This window comes from Sporomusa aerivorans (assembly GCF_041428895.1).
Classification (GTDB): domain Bacteria; phylum Bacillota; class Negativicutes; order Sporomusales; family Sporomusaceae; genus Sporomusa; species Sporomusa aerivorans.
Map to the genome: position 1 here is coordinate 4,235,547 of NZ_CP156926.1, position 19,144 is coordinate 4,254,690.

General features: G+C 46.9%; 14 protein-coding genes. All 14 read right to left on the reverse strand.

Annotated features, from left to right (window positions below; translation table 11 throughout):
* The gene (locus SATMO3_RS20495; RefSeq protein WP_371371595.1) at positions 1–2,844 is read right to left on the reverse strand and encodes an FAD-dependent oxidoreductase; all 2,844 of its coding nucleotides are present in this window, start codon (positions 2,842–2,844) and stop codon (positions 1–3) included.
* Between the two features lie 118 nt (positions 2,845–2,962).
* Positions 2,963–3,826, reverse strand: coding sequence for a CoB--CoM heterodisulfide reductase iron-sulfur subunit B family protein (locus SATMO3_RS20500; RefSeq protein ID WP_371371596.1), 864 nt, complete (start codon positions 3,824–3,826; stop codon positions 2,963–2,965).
* Entirely contained in the window at positions 3,823–4,413 is a 591-nt protein-coding gene (locus SATMO3_RS20505) for a 4Fe-4S dicluster domain-containing protein (RefSeq protein ID WP_371371597.1), read from the reverse strand. The genes SATMO3_RS20500 and SATMO3_RS20505 overlap by 4 nt, the downstream gene beginning before the upstream one ends.
* Positions 4,414–4,453: 40 nt before the next feature.
* Complete coding sequence (locus tag SATMO3_RS20510) at positions 4,454–5,245, reverse strand: methyltetrahydrofolate cobalamin methyltransferase (protein ID WP_371371598.1); 792 nt, start codon at positions 5,243–5,245, stop codon at positions 4,454–4,456.
* A gap of 84 nt (positions 5,246–5,329) precedes the next feature.
* Positions 5,330–6,298: an acetyl-CoA decarbonylase/synthase complex subunit delta gene (locus SATMO3_RS20515; protein ID WP_371371599.1), complete on the reverse strand. Its 969-nt coding sequence runs from the start codon at positions 6,296–6,298 to the stop codon at positions 5,330–5,332.
* A 21-nt stretch (positions 6,299–6,319) separates the two neighbouring features.
* Positions 6,320–7,075, reverse strand: coding sequence for an AAA family ATPase (locus tag SATMO3_RS20520; protein WP_371371600.1), 756 nt, complete (start codon positions 7,073–7,075; stop codon positions 6,320–6,322).
* Positions 7,076–7,120: 45 nt separating this feature from the next.
* Positions 7,121–9,088: an ASKHA domain-containing protein gene (locus SATMO3_RS20525; RefSeq protein WP_371371601.1), complete on the reverse strand. Its 1,968-nt coding sequence runs from the start codon at positions 9,086–9,088 to the stop codon at positions 7,121–7,123.
* Positions 9,089–9,163: 75 nt separating this feature from the next.
* Complete coding sequence (acsC, locus tag SATMO3_RS20530; RefSeq protein WP_371371602.1) at positions 9,164–10,507, reverse strand: acetyl-CoA decarbonylase/synthase complex subunit gamma; 1,344 nt, start codon at positions 10,505–10,507, stop codon at positions 9,164–9,166.
* Between the two features lie 135 nt (positions 10,508–10,642).
* Positions 10,643–12,772, reverse strand: a complete 2,130-nt coding sequence (acsB, locus tag SATMO3_RS20535) for an acetyl-CoA decarbonylase/synthase complex subunit alpha/beta (protein ID WP_371371603.1) — start codon at positions 12,770–12,772, stop codon at positions 10,643–10,645.
* A gap of 84 nt (positions 12,773–12,856) precedes the next feature.
* A complete protein-coding gene (cooS, locus tag SATMO3_RS20540; RefSeq protein WP_371371604.1) occupies positions 12,857–14,791 on the reverse strand; it encodes an anaerobic carbon-monoxide dehydrogenase catalytic subunit in 1,935 nt (644 codons plus the stop codon).
* A gap of 185 nt (positions 14,792–14,976) precedes the next feature.
* Positions 14,977–16,650 (reverse strand): formate--tetrahydrofolate ligase, encoded by a 1,674-nt coding sequence (locus tag SATMO3_RS20545; RefSeq protein WP_371371605.1) that lies wholly within the window; start codon positions 16,648–16,650, stop codon positions 14,977–14,979.
* A 47-nt stretch (positions 16,651–16,697) separates the two neighbouring features.
* The gene (locus tag SATMO3_RS20550; protein WP_371371606.1) at positions 16,698–17,462 is read right to left on the reverse strand and encodes a P-loop NTPase; all 765 of its coding nucleotides are present in this window, start codon (positions 17,460–17,462) and stop codon (positions 16,698–16,700) included.
* Between the two features lie 119 nt (positions 17,463–17,581).
* On the reverse strand, positions 17,582–18,229 hold the full coding sequence (locus SATMO3_RS20555; RefSeq protein ID WP_371371607.1) for a DUF3786 domain-containing protein: 648 nt from the start codon (positions 18,227–18,229) through the stop codon (positions 17,582–17,584).
* Positions 18,230–18,273: 44 nt separating this feature from the next.
* Positions 18,274–19,137 (reverse strand): bifunctional 5,10-methylenetetrahydrofolate dehydrogenase/5,10-methenyltetrahydrofolate cyclohydrolase, encoded by an 864-nt coding sequence (locus tag SATMO3_RS20560; RefSeq protein WP_371371608.1) that lies wholly within the window; start codon positions 19,135–19,137, stop codon positions 18,274–18,276.
* Between the last annotated feature and the right edge of the window lie 7 nt (positions 19,138–19,144).

Below are 19,144 nucleotides of genomic sequence, written 5' to 3' on the forward strand. Positions count from 1 at the left end.
TTAACCCACCTCCGTTAACGCAGTCTTAACCCGGGCGAGAACCTCATCGTCCTGGTAATGGTGTACAAAAATAGCCTTGTTTGGGCATTCTGACGCGCACATGCCACAGCCGCGGCAATCGGCAGGCGGAATATAAGCAGCGCCCATTTCCTTTTTCTCCCGCGTAATTTGCGGGATTGTGTAAGGACAAGTCCGTACGCAAGTCAAGCAGGCAGCACATTTTTCCCATTCCACTTCGGCAACCATGCCACCCATCATTAGGGCAGGCTGCGCCAGGATACGGGCTGCGCGGCCAGCTACGCCTTTGGCCTGCGTGAAGCACTCTACAACCGATTTCGGACCGTGCGCCGCACCGGCAATAAAGATACCGCCGCCCGGGAAGGCTATTGTGCCAAAGTTGGAGTGAGTTTCTGAAAGGAAACCGTCTGCATTTAACTGAATCTTGAAGATATCAGCAAGTTGCTGGGCTTCAAGTGTTGCAGTTTGCGCAACTGCCAAAATAACCTGATCTGGTTTAAGATTCAAAGTTAATCCGGATTGCGGGTCATTAACCGCCATCGACAGATTGCCTGCTTTATCTTTTACTAACACAGGCTTGTCGGCTTCATCGTAATGTACAAACACCACGCCGGCCCTGCGTGCTTCACGATATTTAAGCTCAAGATAACCTGGCGTACGGATGTCGCGGGACAATACATAAACCGCAGCATCCGGATTCTGTTCTTTGATCCTGGTGGCGGCATAAACTGTTTCCCCGCAGCAAGTACGGCTACAATATTTATGCTCGTCATTACGTGACCCCACGCACTGGACAAAGACATAAGTAGAATCTCCTGTGGCCGGTAAGCGGCCGTCAGCCAGACGGTACATGGCTTCGACGCCGGTAATAATCCGCGGGTCTTCGCCAAACATATACTCGGAGGGCACATAAGTGGTTGTTCCTGTCGCCAGGATTACAACACCATGTTCCACCTTTTTAGTTGTCTTAACCTGTCCCTGGCCAGTAGCGACAGTTGTTACAAAATGTCCCTGGCGGCCAGTAAAGCCAGCAACTTCTGAGTTAGTCAGAACTTCAATCTTGTCACTCTTGGCAACTTGCTTTTCCAAGTCCTCGACCGTCTTTTTCAGGTTGTCGGTCTCCAAACTGCCGGTAAGGTTACGAACATAACCACCGATTTGTGCGGACTTTTCTACAATTGTAGAATGGAACCCACGGTCTGCCAAGGCCATGGCGGTTGCCATACCGCTGACGCCGCCGCCAACGATAAGAGCGCGGGACACAACCGGCTCAGCATGCCATCTAAGAGGCTTGTAAGCCTTCACATCGCTAATTGCGCGGCTGGTTCTGGCTACAGCATCACCAGTGGCTTTGACGGCGTTATTTTCCCAGGCTTTAACCGGCACAGACACCATCTCAACCAGCATCCGGTTTAAACCTGCAGTTTGTACAGTTTCCTGGAACAAATTGAGATTGTGCTTTAAAACGCAAGGAGCTACAACGATACGATTGAGTCCCTGCGTTGCGATTAAGTTTTGAATTTTAGCAATTGACTCTGGTTTGCACACCGCCTGGTTACATTCAACAACGGCGACATCTCCCTGTTCTTTAGCTGCCTTAATAACAGCTTCAGCATCGGCCCCCATTGCAGCCAGACCGTCTTTACACAGGAAAACACCTACCCGCGTAGGTTCCTTAGTAACATCTCTTTCAGGAGCCGGTTTACGGGCAGGTCGTCCATCCGATTTGCCTAATACTTTGGCAGTGGCAGCCGCCGCGGCGCTGGCCAGCGCCATAGTTTCCGGAACGTCAAGCGGGCCTTGGCTGCCGCCTACAGAGAATACACCGGTTCGTTTGGTTACTACCGGGTCAAGCGGATCAACCTGTACAAACCCGAATTCGTTTAGTGGAAGTTGTAAAATTCCGGCAGTTTCCTTCAGTCTGTTAGACGGACGAATACCTGCCGCAAGAACAACCAGATCAAACTCTTCAACACGCGGTTTTGTCGCGGCTGCATAGTTTATGGACAGCTTTTCGGTCACAGGATCTTCTTTTACTTCCGAAATCATAGTGCGCACATATTTTGCGCCCAACTCCTGCGCCCGCGACAAGAAAGTATCGAAGTTCTTACCGCAAGCTCGCAGGTCAAGGTAAAATACCGTAACATCGGTACGTGGAGTGAACTCCTTCGCCAGTATCGCTTCTTTGGCGGTAAACATACAGCAAATCGCCGAACAATATTCTCCCTTGGAAACTACGTCCCGGGAACCAACACATTGTATAAAGGCGATTTTTTCCGCACATTTTCCGTCTGAGGGGCGTCTGATGCAGTCTGAGCGATAGCGGCTTTCCGAAAGCATATGCTCAAACTCTAAGCTGGTGACAACGTTTTTGTGATATCCATAGCCGTATTCGCCTTTTTTCGAGACGTCATACATGCTGAAACCGGCTGCCAGAATAACCGCTCCGACGACAAGTTTTTGGGTGCGCTGACCGGTTGCGACATCGCTGATGGTAGCTTGGAAATGGCCTACGTCTCCCTGCAGATCATCCAGTTTGCTGCTGGTATAAACATGCAGAAGCGGGTTGTTATAGGCACGGGTAATGAGCGAGCCCAATACCGTACTGGAAGCATGAAGATTACCGCCTAAATACAAAGCAGAAATGTTAACCTGGTCTCCCCAGACACATGCTGCCTGGCTGGCTTTATCCGATGAATCCACCAGTTTTCCGCCCAGATTGGCTTCATCTGTTACCAAATGAACAGAATATCCTGCCCCAGCTAATTCCAGAGCCGCCTGCAGACCGGCAATGCCACCGCCAATAACGAGCACATCCTTTTGCATGGCTCTCACTGCCTTTCGATAAAAATATCTTTACTTCACCATCATTGCATTTTTTGGGGTATAACCGCAGAGAAACCGGACATACCTATTAATAGTTCTGCCGGTTTCTCTGGATTGGTTACAACAACTGCAATGATGTCAAGAGCGGTACGGGATCAACAATATGCTTCTTCATCCATTTCCTTGCATCAGGATGTCCGAAACTAATCCCTAGCAATTCGGTGAAGAAAAATATCGGTATTGGTTTCTGTATTTCTTTCTGCCGGGTTTCTAAAGTCATCTGACATAGCGGACAGGCAGTCACAATGGCATCGGCGCCTGCGCGTTGTGCAGCAGTAACCAAATTTTTGGTTATCTCGTAAACAACGTCAGTACGCGGTACTGTCAGGCTGCCGCCACAACAGTCGGTTTTATACGACCATTTTTTCACGTCAGCTCCGGTCAGCTTCATCAGCTGATCCATTGCCTGCGGCTGCTCCACATCGTCAAATGCTACGTAGGTCGGTCTCGTAAGCAAACAGCCATAATATGGCACAAGCTTAAGTCCTTTGAGAGGCTTTTTAACCTTTTCGCCTACTTTGCCAAGATACTCTTTTCTCATGATGACTTCTAACGGATGTGTAACATGGACATTACCGCTATAAGACGATCCCATAATGCTCTTCAGTTCTTCGTTAGCTTCTTTAGCCTCCGGAGTACCTTCCCGCACATAATGGTCAGCGGCTTTTACAAGATTATAACAGGCAGCGCATGGCAAAAGCAGCTCTTTTTGCTGTTCGGCTTCAGCGATAACAAGATTCCTCAGCGGCAAAGCGAGGGCGAGAAAACGATCGGTGGAGTGTCCGGCGGTAGCTCCACAGCAATTCCACTCCGGAAGTTCGCTGAGTTCAAGGTCCAGGGCGTCGAAGACAGCCTCGGTAGCCATGTTATACTCGGCTGCTGTAGAGTGAAGTGAACATCCCGGATAATAGCCTAGTTTCATCGTGCCCGTTTCTCCTTTGCTCTCTGGAATATTTTCTTGATTTCGCCTTTGCGCCGCTTCAGAGCATTATGAGGTAAGAATGGCATCTTACCTCTTTTTGTCATTTCTTTGCCGAGGTCCATATCTGCAAAATAAGTCCCTGTACACAATTTGTAGAGTCCCATGAGTCCGAGCTCATACCCACGGCCTTCACCGCCGATGATCGGGAACCCTTTCATGGAGTCAAGGAACAGTTCATAAAACAGTTTGATATTGTAATGACTGGCCGGAATCTTGTCCTCTGCTATGGTCTCCATTTTAATGGTATCCATAACTTTGGATGTGTCGATGCCGTTAGGACAGCGGACAGCGCAGGTTTTACAGCCTACGCAGAGCCAAGGAGTATTACTTGCGAATACTTTATCCTTTTCTCCCAGTTGAATCATACGCAATATCTCATAGTTATTGTGTTCCATGACAAAATTAATCGGGCAGCCACCAGCACACTTCATGCAATGATAGCATGAAGTGATTGGCTGGTGAGACTTTTCTTCAATTTCCCTGCAGAAAGAAGCTTTACCCTTTACAGGTTGGCTCACCGTTGACATCATTGACCTCCTTTCCGGGCGTACACCCCCAGCGGAAATATTACCGCTGTCTGAACACCTTAGCGTAGGAGTCGCAGTAAATGTCTTGGTTCAGAATTAAACGTGCAGTTGCAATGGCGTCAACCAAAGCTTCGTCATTGGCATCACAAATAGCTGAATCCAGACCAGCAGTCATAGCCATGACAGCGAACGTACGGTTGATAATCGGACGATGCGGGCTTTTTTGTGAAATATTGGAAAGTCCGACTGTGGTTTTGGGAGGAGGATTAGAAATCATTTTAATCTGGCGAATAGTTTCCAAAGCTTCAACGCCATGTTCCTGAGCCACGTTGACTGGCAAAATGATCGGATCGATAAAGAGGTTATCCGGCTGGAGACCATATGCTTCCGCATTGGCAACAAACTCCATAGCCATAGCAACACGGTCTTCGGCGCTCTTAGGGATACCTACCTTATTGATGCACAAGCAAACAACATCAGCTTGGTACTTAGCAGCCATCGGGAAAACTCTATCGATTTTCTCTTGTTCACAACCGATGGAGTTAATCAGCGCACCTGGTTTGCCGTATGCTTCAAGAGCGGCTTCCATTGCGTCATAATTAGTAGTGTCGATTGCTAGCGGCAGGTCAGTAACTTCTTTTAAAACACTAACCATCCAAGGAAGATCTATCGTTTGGTCTTCGGAATTAGGTCCGGTGTTTACGTCAAGATAATGTGCGCCGCCTTCTTTTTGTTTAGCAGCCCATTCCTGTAACGGTTTCGGGTCATGTTCCCGGATAGCCTGACCGATGTCTTTAAACATACCATTAATTCTTTCGCCAATGATAATCATTAAGTAAATCCTCCTCAATATATTTATAATTTAAGAGATCCTATTGTAAAAAAACAGCCATACCCTAAACTGAGAAAAACACTATTAGATTTCAGGTTTTTCCATTAATGCTTCAGCATTTTTCTTAAAGAGACGAACAGCCTCCGGATGGCGTAATACCATGATATGTGCTCCACCTTGCAACAGACCGGTAGCAGTCATTGCTTCCCACAGAATAGCACGTTCTGCTTGGTCTCCCCAATTGGGGAAATCTTCTTCAGACGCAACAGCTTCTTTTGCCCGCCATGCCTCATAGCCAACTTGGCAAATTACTGGAACTGACAACATTTTGTCACCGGAAAGAGCACCCAGACGGCCACGTTCAAGGATGGAGTAGGTATACTCAATACCGTAACCAAGAGCAGCAGTGCTCGGATCAATAACAATGTTTTCAGCAGACAAACCAAGTTCAGTGATAAGAATACTGAGCTGTTTGCAGATATTAATATCAAGCGGGCTTTGTGCCAACACCTTATGCTTATGAACCATAGCAGCAGCAGCAATTGATTTGTAGCTGTCTTGTTTAGCTAAACCGATAAGCAGGTTTTCGCCGGCAGCAGCTTCTGCAACAACAGGCAGAACAGCGCTGTCCTTTTCGTCATCGCCGCAACCAACGACGATAAGAGGTACACCTACAGCGGCCAGTATGTCCTTAACAAGCTTGGCGCAGTCTTCCGGACTCTTGTTGCCATTATCAGGATGAGCACCGGCTAATTTTACATAAATCAAATCCGCGCCGAATTCTACGCATTTTTTGGCCCAGGCTATGGGATTATTAATAACTTCAGCATACACTTTGTCTAATTCAGGATGCCAGCCAGGATTAATGTCCTGAATTTCCATTGCAACTACAGGTCCTAACGGCATTTCACCTTCGAAATGAAGGAAAGGCATAGTAGCGTCGCCGCCAACGGTTACGGTGCTGGTACGGGTGCCACCCTGTTCTTTGGTAGCACCAAGGGTAGTAGTACAAATTTTACCGGTATATTTTTCTTTCAAGATATTTGTTGCCATAGTTACGCTCCTTCCAAACTATCAGATTTGTGCTTCTTTACATATGGCGTTAACCGCCTGTACAGCCGCCGAAGTGTCAGGTAAATCGAACAACGGCTGGCTTAATAAGTCATATTTTGCCACCTGGGGATCATACGGGATTACGCCAATCAACGTAAGACCGGTCTTATCGATCTCACCTTGCAATGTGGCAAGATCCTCATCATTTTGCGTCTTCGTCACAATCAGAAAGATCTTTTTAACATCAGATTTCAGAGTATCGACAAGTTGACGTACCCGGCCGGCCGACCGAATGCTACGGGCCGATGCATCGCTTACGACAAACATATAATCAATATCCGTGGTAACCCGGCGACTGATATGTTCCAGCCCGGCTTCATTGTCCATGAGGACATAGCCATAATTCTTGCCAAGCTTATCCATAAAGCCTTTTAACAGGTTATTGGGGAAGCAGTAACAGCCAGGACCTTCCGGACCTCCCATCACCAGCATATCAACATGATCTGATTCAACCAATGACGATTGGAGTTTATATTCAATATACGTTTCCTGTGTCATACCAGCAGGAATGTTCTTCGGATTTTTCGTACTGGTTATCAACTCGGAAATTGTTTGTTCAACTTCCATGCCCAAGGCTTCATTCAAATTAGCGTTAGCATCAGCATCAACCGCCAGAATGGAGCCCTTGTTGTTTTTAACCAAATACCGAATCAGTAGCGCAGTAAACGTAGTTTTACCGGTACCGCCTTTTCCTGCCACTGCTATTTGTTTTGCCATGTCGTGAACTCCTTTCAATACGCCCAGTTTGTAGCTTTAAATAAATTAAAGACTAACATTGGGGAATAAAGTCAAATCAGTATGTGGAATAAATAATGATGAGACAAATTCATCCATAAATAAGTTGCCAACCGACAACTCAATATACGTCATTTTACCTGCCAGATCATTGGCTTCAGTCCAGGCTTCCTGTGAAAGCAGGGCTATACAAGCGCCTTTGGCCGACGTATTGCCGACATACTTGTACTTTTCCACAGGTATATCCGGCAATAAACCTATTGCAATCGCATCAGGAATATTGAGATAATTGCCGAATCCGCCAGCCACATAAATGTTTTCGATACTGTCAAGCTCAAAACCGACAACATTTAAGAGCGTCCGAATGCCAGCAAACACCGCGCCTTTTGCTCTAAGCAGGTTTTTGACATCCGCTTCACTTATGATTACATCACGGTCAAGGTCAGTGTCTTCTTGCCAAGCGAGAACAAATTCCGGCCCTGCCTCACCCACTCGCATCCGTGGTGTCGACAGGCTCGTTTGGAACTTGCCGGCTCTATCGATAATGCCGGTGCATCTAAGCTTAGCAAGACAGTCAATAAGACCTGAGCCGCAAATACCTATCGGCTTGCCATTATTGATGGTCGTATAAGAGACTTCGTAGGTTTGAGCATCTATCTCCAGGCGCTCAATGGCACCATGCATAGCTCTCATACCAAACGTTATCCCCGATCCTTCAAATGCAGGCCCGGCCGAACAGGAGCAGGTAACCAGCCAGTCACCGGCGCCTAATACCATTTCACCATTAGTCCCTATATCAATCAAAAGTGATACAGGAGCCTCGGCGTTGCCCATGTCGGTAAACAATGTTCCGGATACAATATCGCCGCCAACATAACTAGCTACGGAAGGATAGCTAAACACCAGGGCATCGGCATGTACCCTAAGACCTAATTCCTGAGCCTTAACAACCGGGAAGAAGTTTGCAGTCGGAATATAGGGCTCCAGCCGTATGTACTTGGGGTTTATCCCCAGGAACAAATGCGCCATGGTTGTATTGCCGGCCGTCAGCAGCACACGGATATCTGTTTCCTTTACATGCCGTTGCTTCACCAGCAAATCCGCAATAAGTGTATTTATGGTATCTATGATCGATTGATGAACGGTTTTTAGTCCATCAGGTTCATCAACAGCATAGACAATGCGGCTTATAACATCATCACCAAAGCGAGCCTGACGGTTGTGTGTTCCTGCGGTATCAACAACTCTGCCTTTTTCCAGGTCGAGAAGGTAGGCTACCACGGTAGTAGTGCCGATATCTACAGCTATACCGTACAGAGGCTGATGGCCATGACCTGGCTCAACAGCAATTACTTCCGCCTTACCACCAACCTCAGATAGCAGTACAGTCACTTTGAAATGTTCCGCTCTGAGAGTCTCTCCCAGATTTCGAATCACAGGGAGAGGCACATTAATGTCCGTGCACTTAGTTTCTTTCCTGAGAGCCATAGTCAGCCGATTAAGATCATCACGGTTATCCTGCAGGTTGGCTGCAGGCAATGTCAGGCGTATACGCCGGCATAAGGGATTGAGGGGGTAACCGTTAAGCGGGCTTTCTTGCTTTTCCAGCAGCAGTTCTTTTAGCTGCCATACATGCAATAAATAATTGCTGAGAGCATCTGAAACTCCGCCAAGTGTATTGTTCTCAACAAGTACCTGATGCTGGCTCATGGCTGAGGTCTTAGGTATCTCTACCACCAAATCCTCATCCTGAACCAAAGTCTGGCAGGCCAGATTGAGACCCTTCTCCGCAAGTCGTGTTGCCAGATGGCTGTCTCTACGGGCTTTAGCAGTACCGCTTTTCAGTTGAACTGCACATTTACCGCAGGTACCGTCACCGCCACAAGGAGCCTTTATCTCAATATCGGCTTTACTCGCAGCAGTAAGCAAATCAGTACCTGACTCTACTTCAACTTTGACACCTGCGGGAAGAAATGTTACGAACCGTTTGTCCATCCTTAAAATTACCCTCCTGATTACTTAACCGAGGCTGCTGTTACTCAGTTGAGATAACAAGTATGCGACACAACATTATTTCATGAGTTGTGGATATCTGGCTTTAGCAAAAGCGGGAATACCGGCGGCTTCTTGCGGTCCAACGATTACATCCAAGCCGGATTTTTCCTTAAGCTTGCCGCTGATAATAGCAACATAGCCAGGAATAACAATGCTCTTGTGGTTAACTTTACCCATAATACCGGTTTTCTCAACGAATTCGGCAATAGGCTCGGCTACGAATTTTCCGGCAGCCCAGGCAGTAAGTACAGAAGAGCCGTCAGTGTCAACCGCTACGATATAGCCCGGAATTTTGCTGCCCACAACTTCGCCCTCAACTGCAAAGTAGGTAAGAGCAAAGTTAGTGCAAACATATACAGGGCAGTCAGGGCCCACATCGCCGATTTCGTAAACTTTTGCTTCAACAGCCATTGGTTTTTGCGGGTCGGTGTAGATGTTCATGCGCCATGCCATGAGTGGCAGAAGTTGAGCTTTTTCGTCAGCTTTGAGGCAAACGATGCTGGCATATTTAGCTACATAGGTAGCTGCTTCAAGAATTTCCTCTCTTGCTTCGGTAGCTTGAGTACAAGCAAGCATCGGATAACCGAACGGACGGAATTTTTTCTTGATAGCCAGACGACGGGCATTAACCATCTCGCCAAGAGTTTTGGACTGTGAAGTGTTACCGAAGTCGATAACCAGTTCTTTATATTGAGCAGCTACTTTTTCTACTAAAGCTGCGGTATCATCAAGGCCATTTCCTTTAACAACCACAGGGCAGTTATTAGCTTTGGCAAGAGCTACAACTTTTTCCCAGTTTTCAGCAGTTGCGGCATGAATCAGCGGTTTTTTAGCAGCTACAGCAGGAACAGCAGCTTCAAGAGCGGCTACATCCCCAACCAGCAAGAGAGCGAAATTAGCTTTGGCAGCTACAGCTTCAACAGCAGCTTTGAAGGTAGCAGCATTGCCGGAGCAGTTAGTAACAGCAACCAGATCAATAGCGATTTTTTGGCCAACACGATCCATTACCAAGCCGTTAACTTTAGCAATTTTGGCATCTAACTCAGCGCCGGAAAGTGTATCGGAAATTTGAACAGCAATCGCTGTAGGATGATAGAAAGTTTTATCATGACGGAAGAGGACAGTTTCGTCACCCATAACGATTTCTTGTTCGCCAACCCCAACTTTTACGGTGCGAACAGGCGGTGCGGTAGCTGAACCTAAAAATTCTTTTGCAGCCTCAGATGCATGCGGGCACATGTCTAGGGAAGCTTTACCATTGGCCATTGCCATTGCAAAAGCCAAGCAGGTAGGTGAACCACAATCTTTACAGTTTGTTTTGGGAAGTTGTTTGAAAATATCCAAACCTGTTAATGCCATTTTCTCTTCTCCTTTCGAATATAAGAACTTTTTGATAAATATGAGAACCGGGACACATCTGGCTGCTCTCTATATTGTGGCCCCGGGATGTGTCCCGCATTCTTGCTAAAATTAGGTGACTAGGGTAAGTGGTTGCTACATAATCGGATCCATTGTAAGAGCCGGATGTCCTTTTTCTTCGAGGAACGGATAAATCTCGTCTTCGGTTATGCCAACGGTTTCATCGGCAATCTTATCAACAAAGTCAGCACCCAAACCGGCAGCAACTGCAGCATCTACCAAGTCTTGGCCCAAGAATTCTTTAAGTTCTTTTGGCAGCCAGACAACACGTCCCAAACCACCGTCTGCTGGAATAAACTTAGCGCTGCAGAGGTAACGACGGCCCATTCCCATGAAACCAGGAGTTTGAATACCACCGCCGCAAGTGCCGGCTAGAGCGGAGAAGTTCATGCCGCAAGGAGTATCGCCACTATGTTCACGAGTAGTAATCATAACGCCGTTACACAATGGTAGTACAGCCATGATAGCTTCGAAGCAACCGCAGGAAGTCATCGGATCTTCCATCATGGTATAAAAATTAACCTTTTCTATCGTCCGGTTGGAGCCTGTATAGAAGAACTCATTAAGGGTTTGCCACTGACCTTTTACAGGATCTATGCATTCGCCTTTTAGAACCGGCTGATTGGGGCCGGTTGGGGTAATTTCATTGGAGGCTTTGGCATCCAGCCAGCTAACAGCACCGCACAAGCCTACGTGCTCTGGCGTTACAATACACACATGGTTAGGTGCAAATGACTGGCAGAGTGTGCATGTGTACCAAGTATCGACTGCTTCGTCGGTGAGACCTTTGAGACGGGCGTCACGGGCAGCATACTTCTCGATTGCAATCTTGATTTTATCTTCAATAACGTCTTTGTCGGTAATGATGGTAACCTGAACACGGTCAATAATGGCAGGATAATCGGATTTGAATTTGGCAATAAGAATTTCACCGAAGTCTTTAATTTTAAAACCTGCAGCTTTAGCATTCTTACCAATACGCACCCACATCATGTTACGCTGCGCTACGTGCCAGAGGCCTTCACCGTAGTTAGTGAAATAGTGAACGCGACGCTCAAGTACGCCTTCAAAGTCTTCCTGCATCTTCCGGCCATAGACATCAATCATGAAGCCAAGCGGGAAAACGCTGCCTTCGGGCATTTCGTCGATTTCAGGTCCGATAACCTGGATTTTGCCGTCTTCGACTTCTTCGGCTTCGCACATGCGAACGAGCTCGAAGCTGGTGGAACGACCGCCGCCGAACTCAACCCAAGCATCCTTCTTACGGATGGTTTCACCTTCGAAAGCAGGTCCGATGGTAATAGGCACAGGGATATCAACAATTTTAATCTTGATACCGCGAAGTTCAAGGCCAAGCTTAGCGATTTTTTCATAATCCGGTTCGGATTGATACCAGTCAGGAATTTCTTCGGCAACAGGCTGGTCGGTAACGATCGGAAAGCCCATGAAGATAGCGCCGAACTCGGCAGCAAACTTAACAATATCGTTAGGACCAAGCTGGATAACGAAAGCAAGTACGCGTTTAGCTTGGTATTCAATAGCCCGTTCACGCTGCCCGGCAGGAATGCCACCGAAAGCAAGACCGGCACGGAAGGCAAAGTTAACGGCATGAATAACCTGGGTGAAATTACCGAGCGGGAAGGTAATGAAGTCGGCACCGATTTTAACGTTCTCTTCAATACATTGTTCGATAACTTCATTGGCCAGGAAGATCATGATACCTTTGGATTGAAGGTCTTTAACCATTTTCGCAGTGGATTTGCTGTCTTTGCCTTTACCAACGATAACGGCAACACCAGGGATGGTTTGGTCAACCAAAGGTACGCCGAATTTACGGAGAATCGGGTCAGATATGAAACCGGTATACGGAAATTGGTCAGGTTTTGCACCTTTCAGATAGCGCAGAGCTTCGATGACTTCTGCGGCATACAGAGTAGCTTCACCGTTTAATTTTGCATTTTCAAAAGTCAGTTCTTCTCTGATATTGGTAGTCCGAACCCGGTTTAAGATGGGGGCCAGATCACCAATAGTATTGACCTCTTCACCGCTCAGAGCAGTGATTACCGGCAGTCTGTAAGCAGTATCAGGATATTTAACCGGGCAGTCGGCACCATATTCCTTAATGGCTTTTGCCAGAAGAATTTCCGCATAGCTGGTAGCTGTCACAGCACCTTCATAGGCGCCTTTAAAAAGCTCCATAGACATATTGTTTTTCGTCCTCCTTCATAGAGTCATTTTCTCTAATATCTAAAGGGTAGCTAATGGCTATTGTTACTAAAGAAATTACTACTAGTTAGCTTCTTTAGCTTGGATAGCTTTTTTCCGCATAGCATTTTTCCAGTTGCGCTCTTCAAGAATTTCAACAAGTCTTCCAGCAGCTTTAACCGGATCAGTTTCCCAGAAGAAGAAACCGCCAAATACGTCTTCAGCAACTTTGGTAACAACATCATTAACAAGTTGGCTACCAACAGTCGGAGCGACAACGCCTACGTGTACAGGGTTACCAAGAGCCACGTTCCAGGAACCGATAGCGACAGCTTTTTCGGACATAGCTTCCGGAGCTGAAGCAACATAAGGAACATCGCGATTGGGAAGACCCATTTCCTTAGCAAGTAAGTTAGCCAGGTCTTGAGCACGGCTGTTATCAACGCAAGATCCCATGTGGAATACCAGCGGCAATTCGGCAGTTAAACCTGCAGCTGCATTAAGACGGGCAAATAGTTTTTTGAGGCCTTCGCCAGCATATTTCTTAACGCCTTCGCCATTTAATAGGCCTTCCTTAGCAAATGCCTGGGCGGCACAACCAGTAGCAACAATGAAAACATCGTTTTTAGCCAATTCGGTGGCCATGGTAAAATGGTTTTCATCATGAGTACCTTTAAGGTTGTTACAGCCAGCGAACAAAGCAACACCTTTAATTTCGCCAGCTTCGATGGCATCGGCAAGAACTCTGATAGGAGCGTCGGCATTAATTTTCTTGAAGATATTGAGCAGGGATTCAAGAGTAAAACCGGCAACAACAGTATTACGAACGTCAGGGATGCAAACTTTTGCAGCATCACGGTTTTTGTAAGCATCAATTGCCAGGCGAATGATTTCTTTTGCGCTGTTAAGAGCATTATGCTCATCAAAAGCCATATGGTAGGATCCAGGGATCTTCATGATGGGCATTGTAGTAACAATCTTAGTGTGATAGCACTCTGCCAAAGTACGGAGAGAAGGCATAATGCATTGAACGTCAACAACCATGGCGTCCATAGCACCTGTCAGAATAGCTAATTCCTGAGTAGCAAAGTTAGTAGCAATAGCTACGCCTTCACGAGTCAGGACTTCGTTACCGGTACAACAGATACCAACGAGATTTATGCCTGCAGCGCCAGCAGCTTTAGCTTCCTCTTGCATCTCTTTGGCAGCTTTAACAACCATTTGCGAGAGCAGCGGGTTGTGGCCATGGAGAGCAATATTTACTTTATCGGCTTTGATGGCACCAAGGTTAGCCTCTGTTACCACAGGTACACCAGTACCGAACAGAATATCGGACAGATCAGTGGCCAAAGCCATACCGTCATAGTCACACAAAGCAGCCTTCAGACCACCAAAGATAATATTAACCGGATCAGCGTCATTACCGGCATGAGTTTGATGCAGAAGTTGGGCAAGACTTAAATTGATGCCACTAGGCATAATATTGGTTTTGCGGAGAACTTCCAGAGTGCTTTCATTGGAGTTAGCTTTAACCCAGGTAATTTCGTCTTCGGTTACGCGGCCAAACTCATCAAGAGCGGCAGTAGCGACATCCTTAGCAACAGCCATTACATCGCGACCTTCGGTTTCAACACCGATTTTCTTAGCAACAGCCATAAGTTTGGTAGTATCAGTAATTTGATAATCTTTCAGTTTGCCCTCAGCAACATGCAAAACTGTTTCAGCAATGTGGCGACCATGGTCGGAGTGAGCAGCAGAGCCACCGGCAATGTAACGAACCGTGTTACGAGCAACGATAGTGTAGTCAGCCGCGCCGCAGATACCTTTGTTACCGCCAGGTTTCTTCGGCAGGATACGACATGGGCCTTGGAGGCAAATACGGCAGCAAATACCAGTATTGCCGAAGGTACAACGGGGCTCTTGGGCTTTGGCGCGGTCAAATGTTGTTAAAAAGCCGATTTCTTTGGCTTTATCCAGCATCTGAGTGGCTGCCACGTCGATTGTTCTTTTTTCGGACATTCTTCTTTTCCTCCCTATGTTCATCATAGTTGTTTTTCTGTAAAACCACTTACAAGGAGTTTAGCTACCCAGGGTTACATTATGAGGATTTTTTCACAAACCTATTGTACAGGTATTCGCCCTTAGGCGAGCGAATACCTGCAAGCTTTATAAAAAAATTCCGATATTAGCAAATTATTAAACGATTAGAACAGTCCAACAATTTTGCCGGCATTGTCAATATCCATTCTCTCAGCTGCCGGTTGCTTCGGCAAACCAGGCATGGTCATGATTTCGCCGGTAATTGCTACCAGGAAGCCAGCACCAGCAGCTACACGAAGCTCACGCACAGTAATGGTAAAGCCGGTAGGACGGCCCAGTTTAGCCATATCATCACTCAGGGAATACTGTGTCTTAGCCATGCAAATCGGAGTTTTGTCAAAGCCAAGTTTAGTAAGCTCCTGAATCGTCTTTTCGACTGCTGGTGTATAATTTACGCCGTCAGCGCCATAGATTTCTGTGGCGATTGCGGCAACTTTATCTTTGATCGGAGCTTTTTCATCATAGATGAATTTGAAGCTGTTGGGCTTTTCACAAGCTGCCAGAACTTTGTCAGCAAGCGCCAGGCCGCCTTCGCCGCCTTTGGCCCAGACTTCGGAAAGAGCCACTTCCGCACCCATAGCATTGCATTTGTCTTCCACGAATTGAAGTTCTTTGGCAGTGTCGGTCGGGAAAGCATTGATGGCAACAACGGTCGGCAAACCGTATTTCTGCATGTTTTCGATGTGTTTGGTAAGGTTAGCAAGCCCTTTTTCAAGAGCAGCCATATTCTCGCCAACAAGTTCGGTTTTGGGAACGCCGCCATGCATTTTGAGAGCGCGGACAGTAGCCACGATAACAACAGCAGCCGGTTTGAAACCAGCAAAACGGCACTTGATGTCGAGGAACTTTTCCGCACCAAGGTCAGCACCGAAGCCAGCCTCGGTAACAACAATGTCAGCAAGCTTCATAGCATATTTGGTAGCAGATACGCTATTACAGCCGTGAGCGATATTGGCGAAGGGTCCGCCATGAACGAAGGCAGGAGTGTTCTCGAGGGTTTGAACAAGGTTAGGTTTAATAGCATCCTTGAACAGCAGGGTCAAAGCGCCTGTTACGTTAAGATCGTTAGGAGTAACCGGCTTGCCATCAAGAGTATAGGCTACAATAATACGGCCGATACGCTCTTTCATGTCATCAAGATCTTTAGCCAGACAAAGGATGGCCATCATTTCAGAAGCAACGGTGATGTCGAAGCCACCTTCACGCGGCACGCCATTGGCTTTGCCGCCAAGACCGCACACGATAAAACGAAGAGCACGCTCATTGAGGTCAAGCACCCGGCGCCAAGTTACACGACGGGGATCAATACCAAGAGCATTGCCATGATGCAGGTGATTGTCAATAATAGCTGCCAGGAGGTTATGGGCAGTGGTAATTGCGTGGAAATCGCCAGTGAAGTGAAGGTTGATATCTTCCATCGGCACTACTTGGGCATAACCGCCGCCAGCAGCACCGCCTTTAACACCGAAGCAAGGTCCAAGAGATGGTTCACGCAGAGCAATTACAATTTTCTTACCTTTTTTCCGTAGAGCGTCGCCAAGACCAACAGTTGTAGTGGTTTTGCCTTCGCCAGCCGGAGTCGGATTAATAGCAGTAACCAGGATCAACTTAGCGTCAGGACGATTTTTTATGCGCTCCCAGGTTTTAAGGGAAACTTTCGCCTTGTAATTACCATAAAGCTCCAGTTCTTCTGCGGGGATTTCAAGCTCTTTAGCAACATCAACGATGGGGGACATCTTCGCCTCTTGGGCGATTTCTACGTCACTTTTAAAAGACATTCTTTGACTTACCTCCTAATATTGTGTGAATTATTCCCTTAAAATCTTTAAGACTTGAAGTTTGCGCCTATCCGCGCATATATTTCCTCCAAAGTCGCTTTAAAGGCTCCGGTAAGTATGTCTGCTTCGTTTCCGAGAGCAACATCCAGCAGATCATCATCAAAACGAATGACGCCTAACAGTTCTTGAGCAGTAAACTGTTCCTGGATGAATTTTTCTTCTTTCGGAGAGCGTATTTTATTGGCAATTACCTTTACAACATCAATGCCCAAATCTTCAGCCAGCTTCATTACTACCCGGGCCGTCTGAACACTGGTCTTACTAGGTTCGGTAACTACAATCATGAGATCCATGCCTTTTGAAGTACCACGGGTCAGATGCTCGATTCCCGCTCCCATATCAAGAATAACTACATCATCTTTGTCCAGGATCAGGGAATCGACAACCGAGTACAGAAAAGCATTTTCACGGCAATAACATGCTGAGCCACCCGGCTTAACAGCACCCATACGTAAAAATTTGATGTTACCCACGCTAATGGAATACTCGTCTAATACATCATCGACGTCCGGATTAAGACTATATAGCAGACCACCGCCTGCGCTCTTCGCCTTGATCACTTCCTCCATGTCAATTAGCGGAATTACTTTAGCCAAGATATCATCAGGAATCCCCAATGCAAGACCTAAACTTGCATCAGGATCAGCGTCGACTGCGTATACGCGTCGACCATCGCGGGCAAATAATTTAGCTAAGCTGGCAGAGACAGACGTTTTACCGACGCCGCCTTTGCCGGAGACTGCGATTTTCAAATCTTCACCTCCTCATTCCCACTTTATTATACAAACCGCAATAGTTTACACAATATTGCATATTGCTTGTATTTATTAAATTATCTGTTAACTTTTGAGAGTCTTCTCTTTAGACTGGACTAACTAAGTGTTCTGACTGTTTTATTAAGCAAACTGGCTCCAGCTGCGGCAGCAACCACTAAATCCTCAGTCGGAAGATAATACTGGGCCGTAGCATCAAATAACACAGTAGCGTTGGCAGGGAATTCTTCATCCCCTTCCCAAATCACATAAGTAACCGGAATGCGAGGTAAGACATTCATAGTAACAGCGGTGTCGCCATATTTGGCAAAACCAATGCCAAGCTTTTCACCGACTTTCGTCAGCATGCCGGCATTTTTGCCAAAGATCGCTTTGAAACCGCCAAGCACCCGACCGTTAAACGGTTGTAAATAAATCATCCCGCCCGGAATCTCTTTGAAAGAGATTACCTGCCCGCTGACGGGCTGTCCGCCGGCAGTAAGCAAATAATGCAGCATAACAACCTTGGCGGCTACCGGGACCGGTTCCAGGCTGCCGGCAAATTTAACTTCACCGTCAGGATAACTGATTGTATATACCTCATTTATATATCGCAGAGTAAATACATTTCTGCTACTGTCAAACTCAGCACCACTGTTTACGGCCATTTCTTCCGGATTTTTAGCAGCTAAGTTAGCGCAGGCTTTCTCATACGCCAGTTGATAACCTTCCTGCAGATGCTGTGAAGTGCTTTTACCGGTTTGCATCAGACGTGCCTCCTAGTGCAATGAAGCAGAATTAACAAATAAGACTAAGCCAGGCCGTTTTGCATTTCGCAAGCCTGAAGGGTCTGCTTACAGAGAACGATGGTAGTTACCGAGCCAACGCCGCCGGGAACCGGGGTAATTTTAGCCACGACCGGCTCAATTTCGGCATAATCAACATCGCCGCAATACTTGCCAGGATTGTCGGGATCTTCATTAATACCTACGTCAATTACAACCTGACCGGGTTTTACGAAATTAGCCTTCACCATTTTAGCGCGGCCAACGGCAGCGATAAGAATATCGGCATCGGCGCAAACGGCCGGTAAATCATCAGTCCGTGAATGGCAGATGGTAACCGTGGCGTGTTCCCTGAGCAGCAGCATGGCCACAGGTTTGCCAACAACCTGGGAACGGCCTAATACTACTGCTTTCTTACCTTTTAAGGGGATATTATAAAACTTCAAAATATCCATACAGGCAGTAGGCGTACAAGGCGGAAAGCCGGTCGGATCATCTGTGTAAACTTTAGCAGCGCTGCCGATAGTCATGCAGTCTACGTCTTTCTCCACAGGAATCAGGCTGCGAATTTTCTTTTCATCCAACTGCTTAGGCAGGGGAGCAAACATTAAAATACCATTGATTTCTTTATTGGCGCCAACAGCAATTACTGCTTGTTCAAAAGCAGACTGATCAATATCGGCGGGATATTCGAAAACTTGATAGGCCATACCTATTGAATCACAGGTTTTTTTGGCGCCGCCTTCATAAAAAAGGTCGTCAGGACGGGCCCCAACCCGGATAATGCCTAATTTGGGAGTAATTCCTTTGGCTTTAATTGCTGTAACCTTTTGGGAGAGTTCCTCCTTCATGGCATCAGCAACGGCCTTGCCGGCTAATCTTTCGGCCATACCCAAA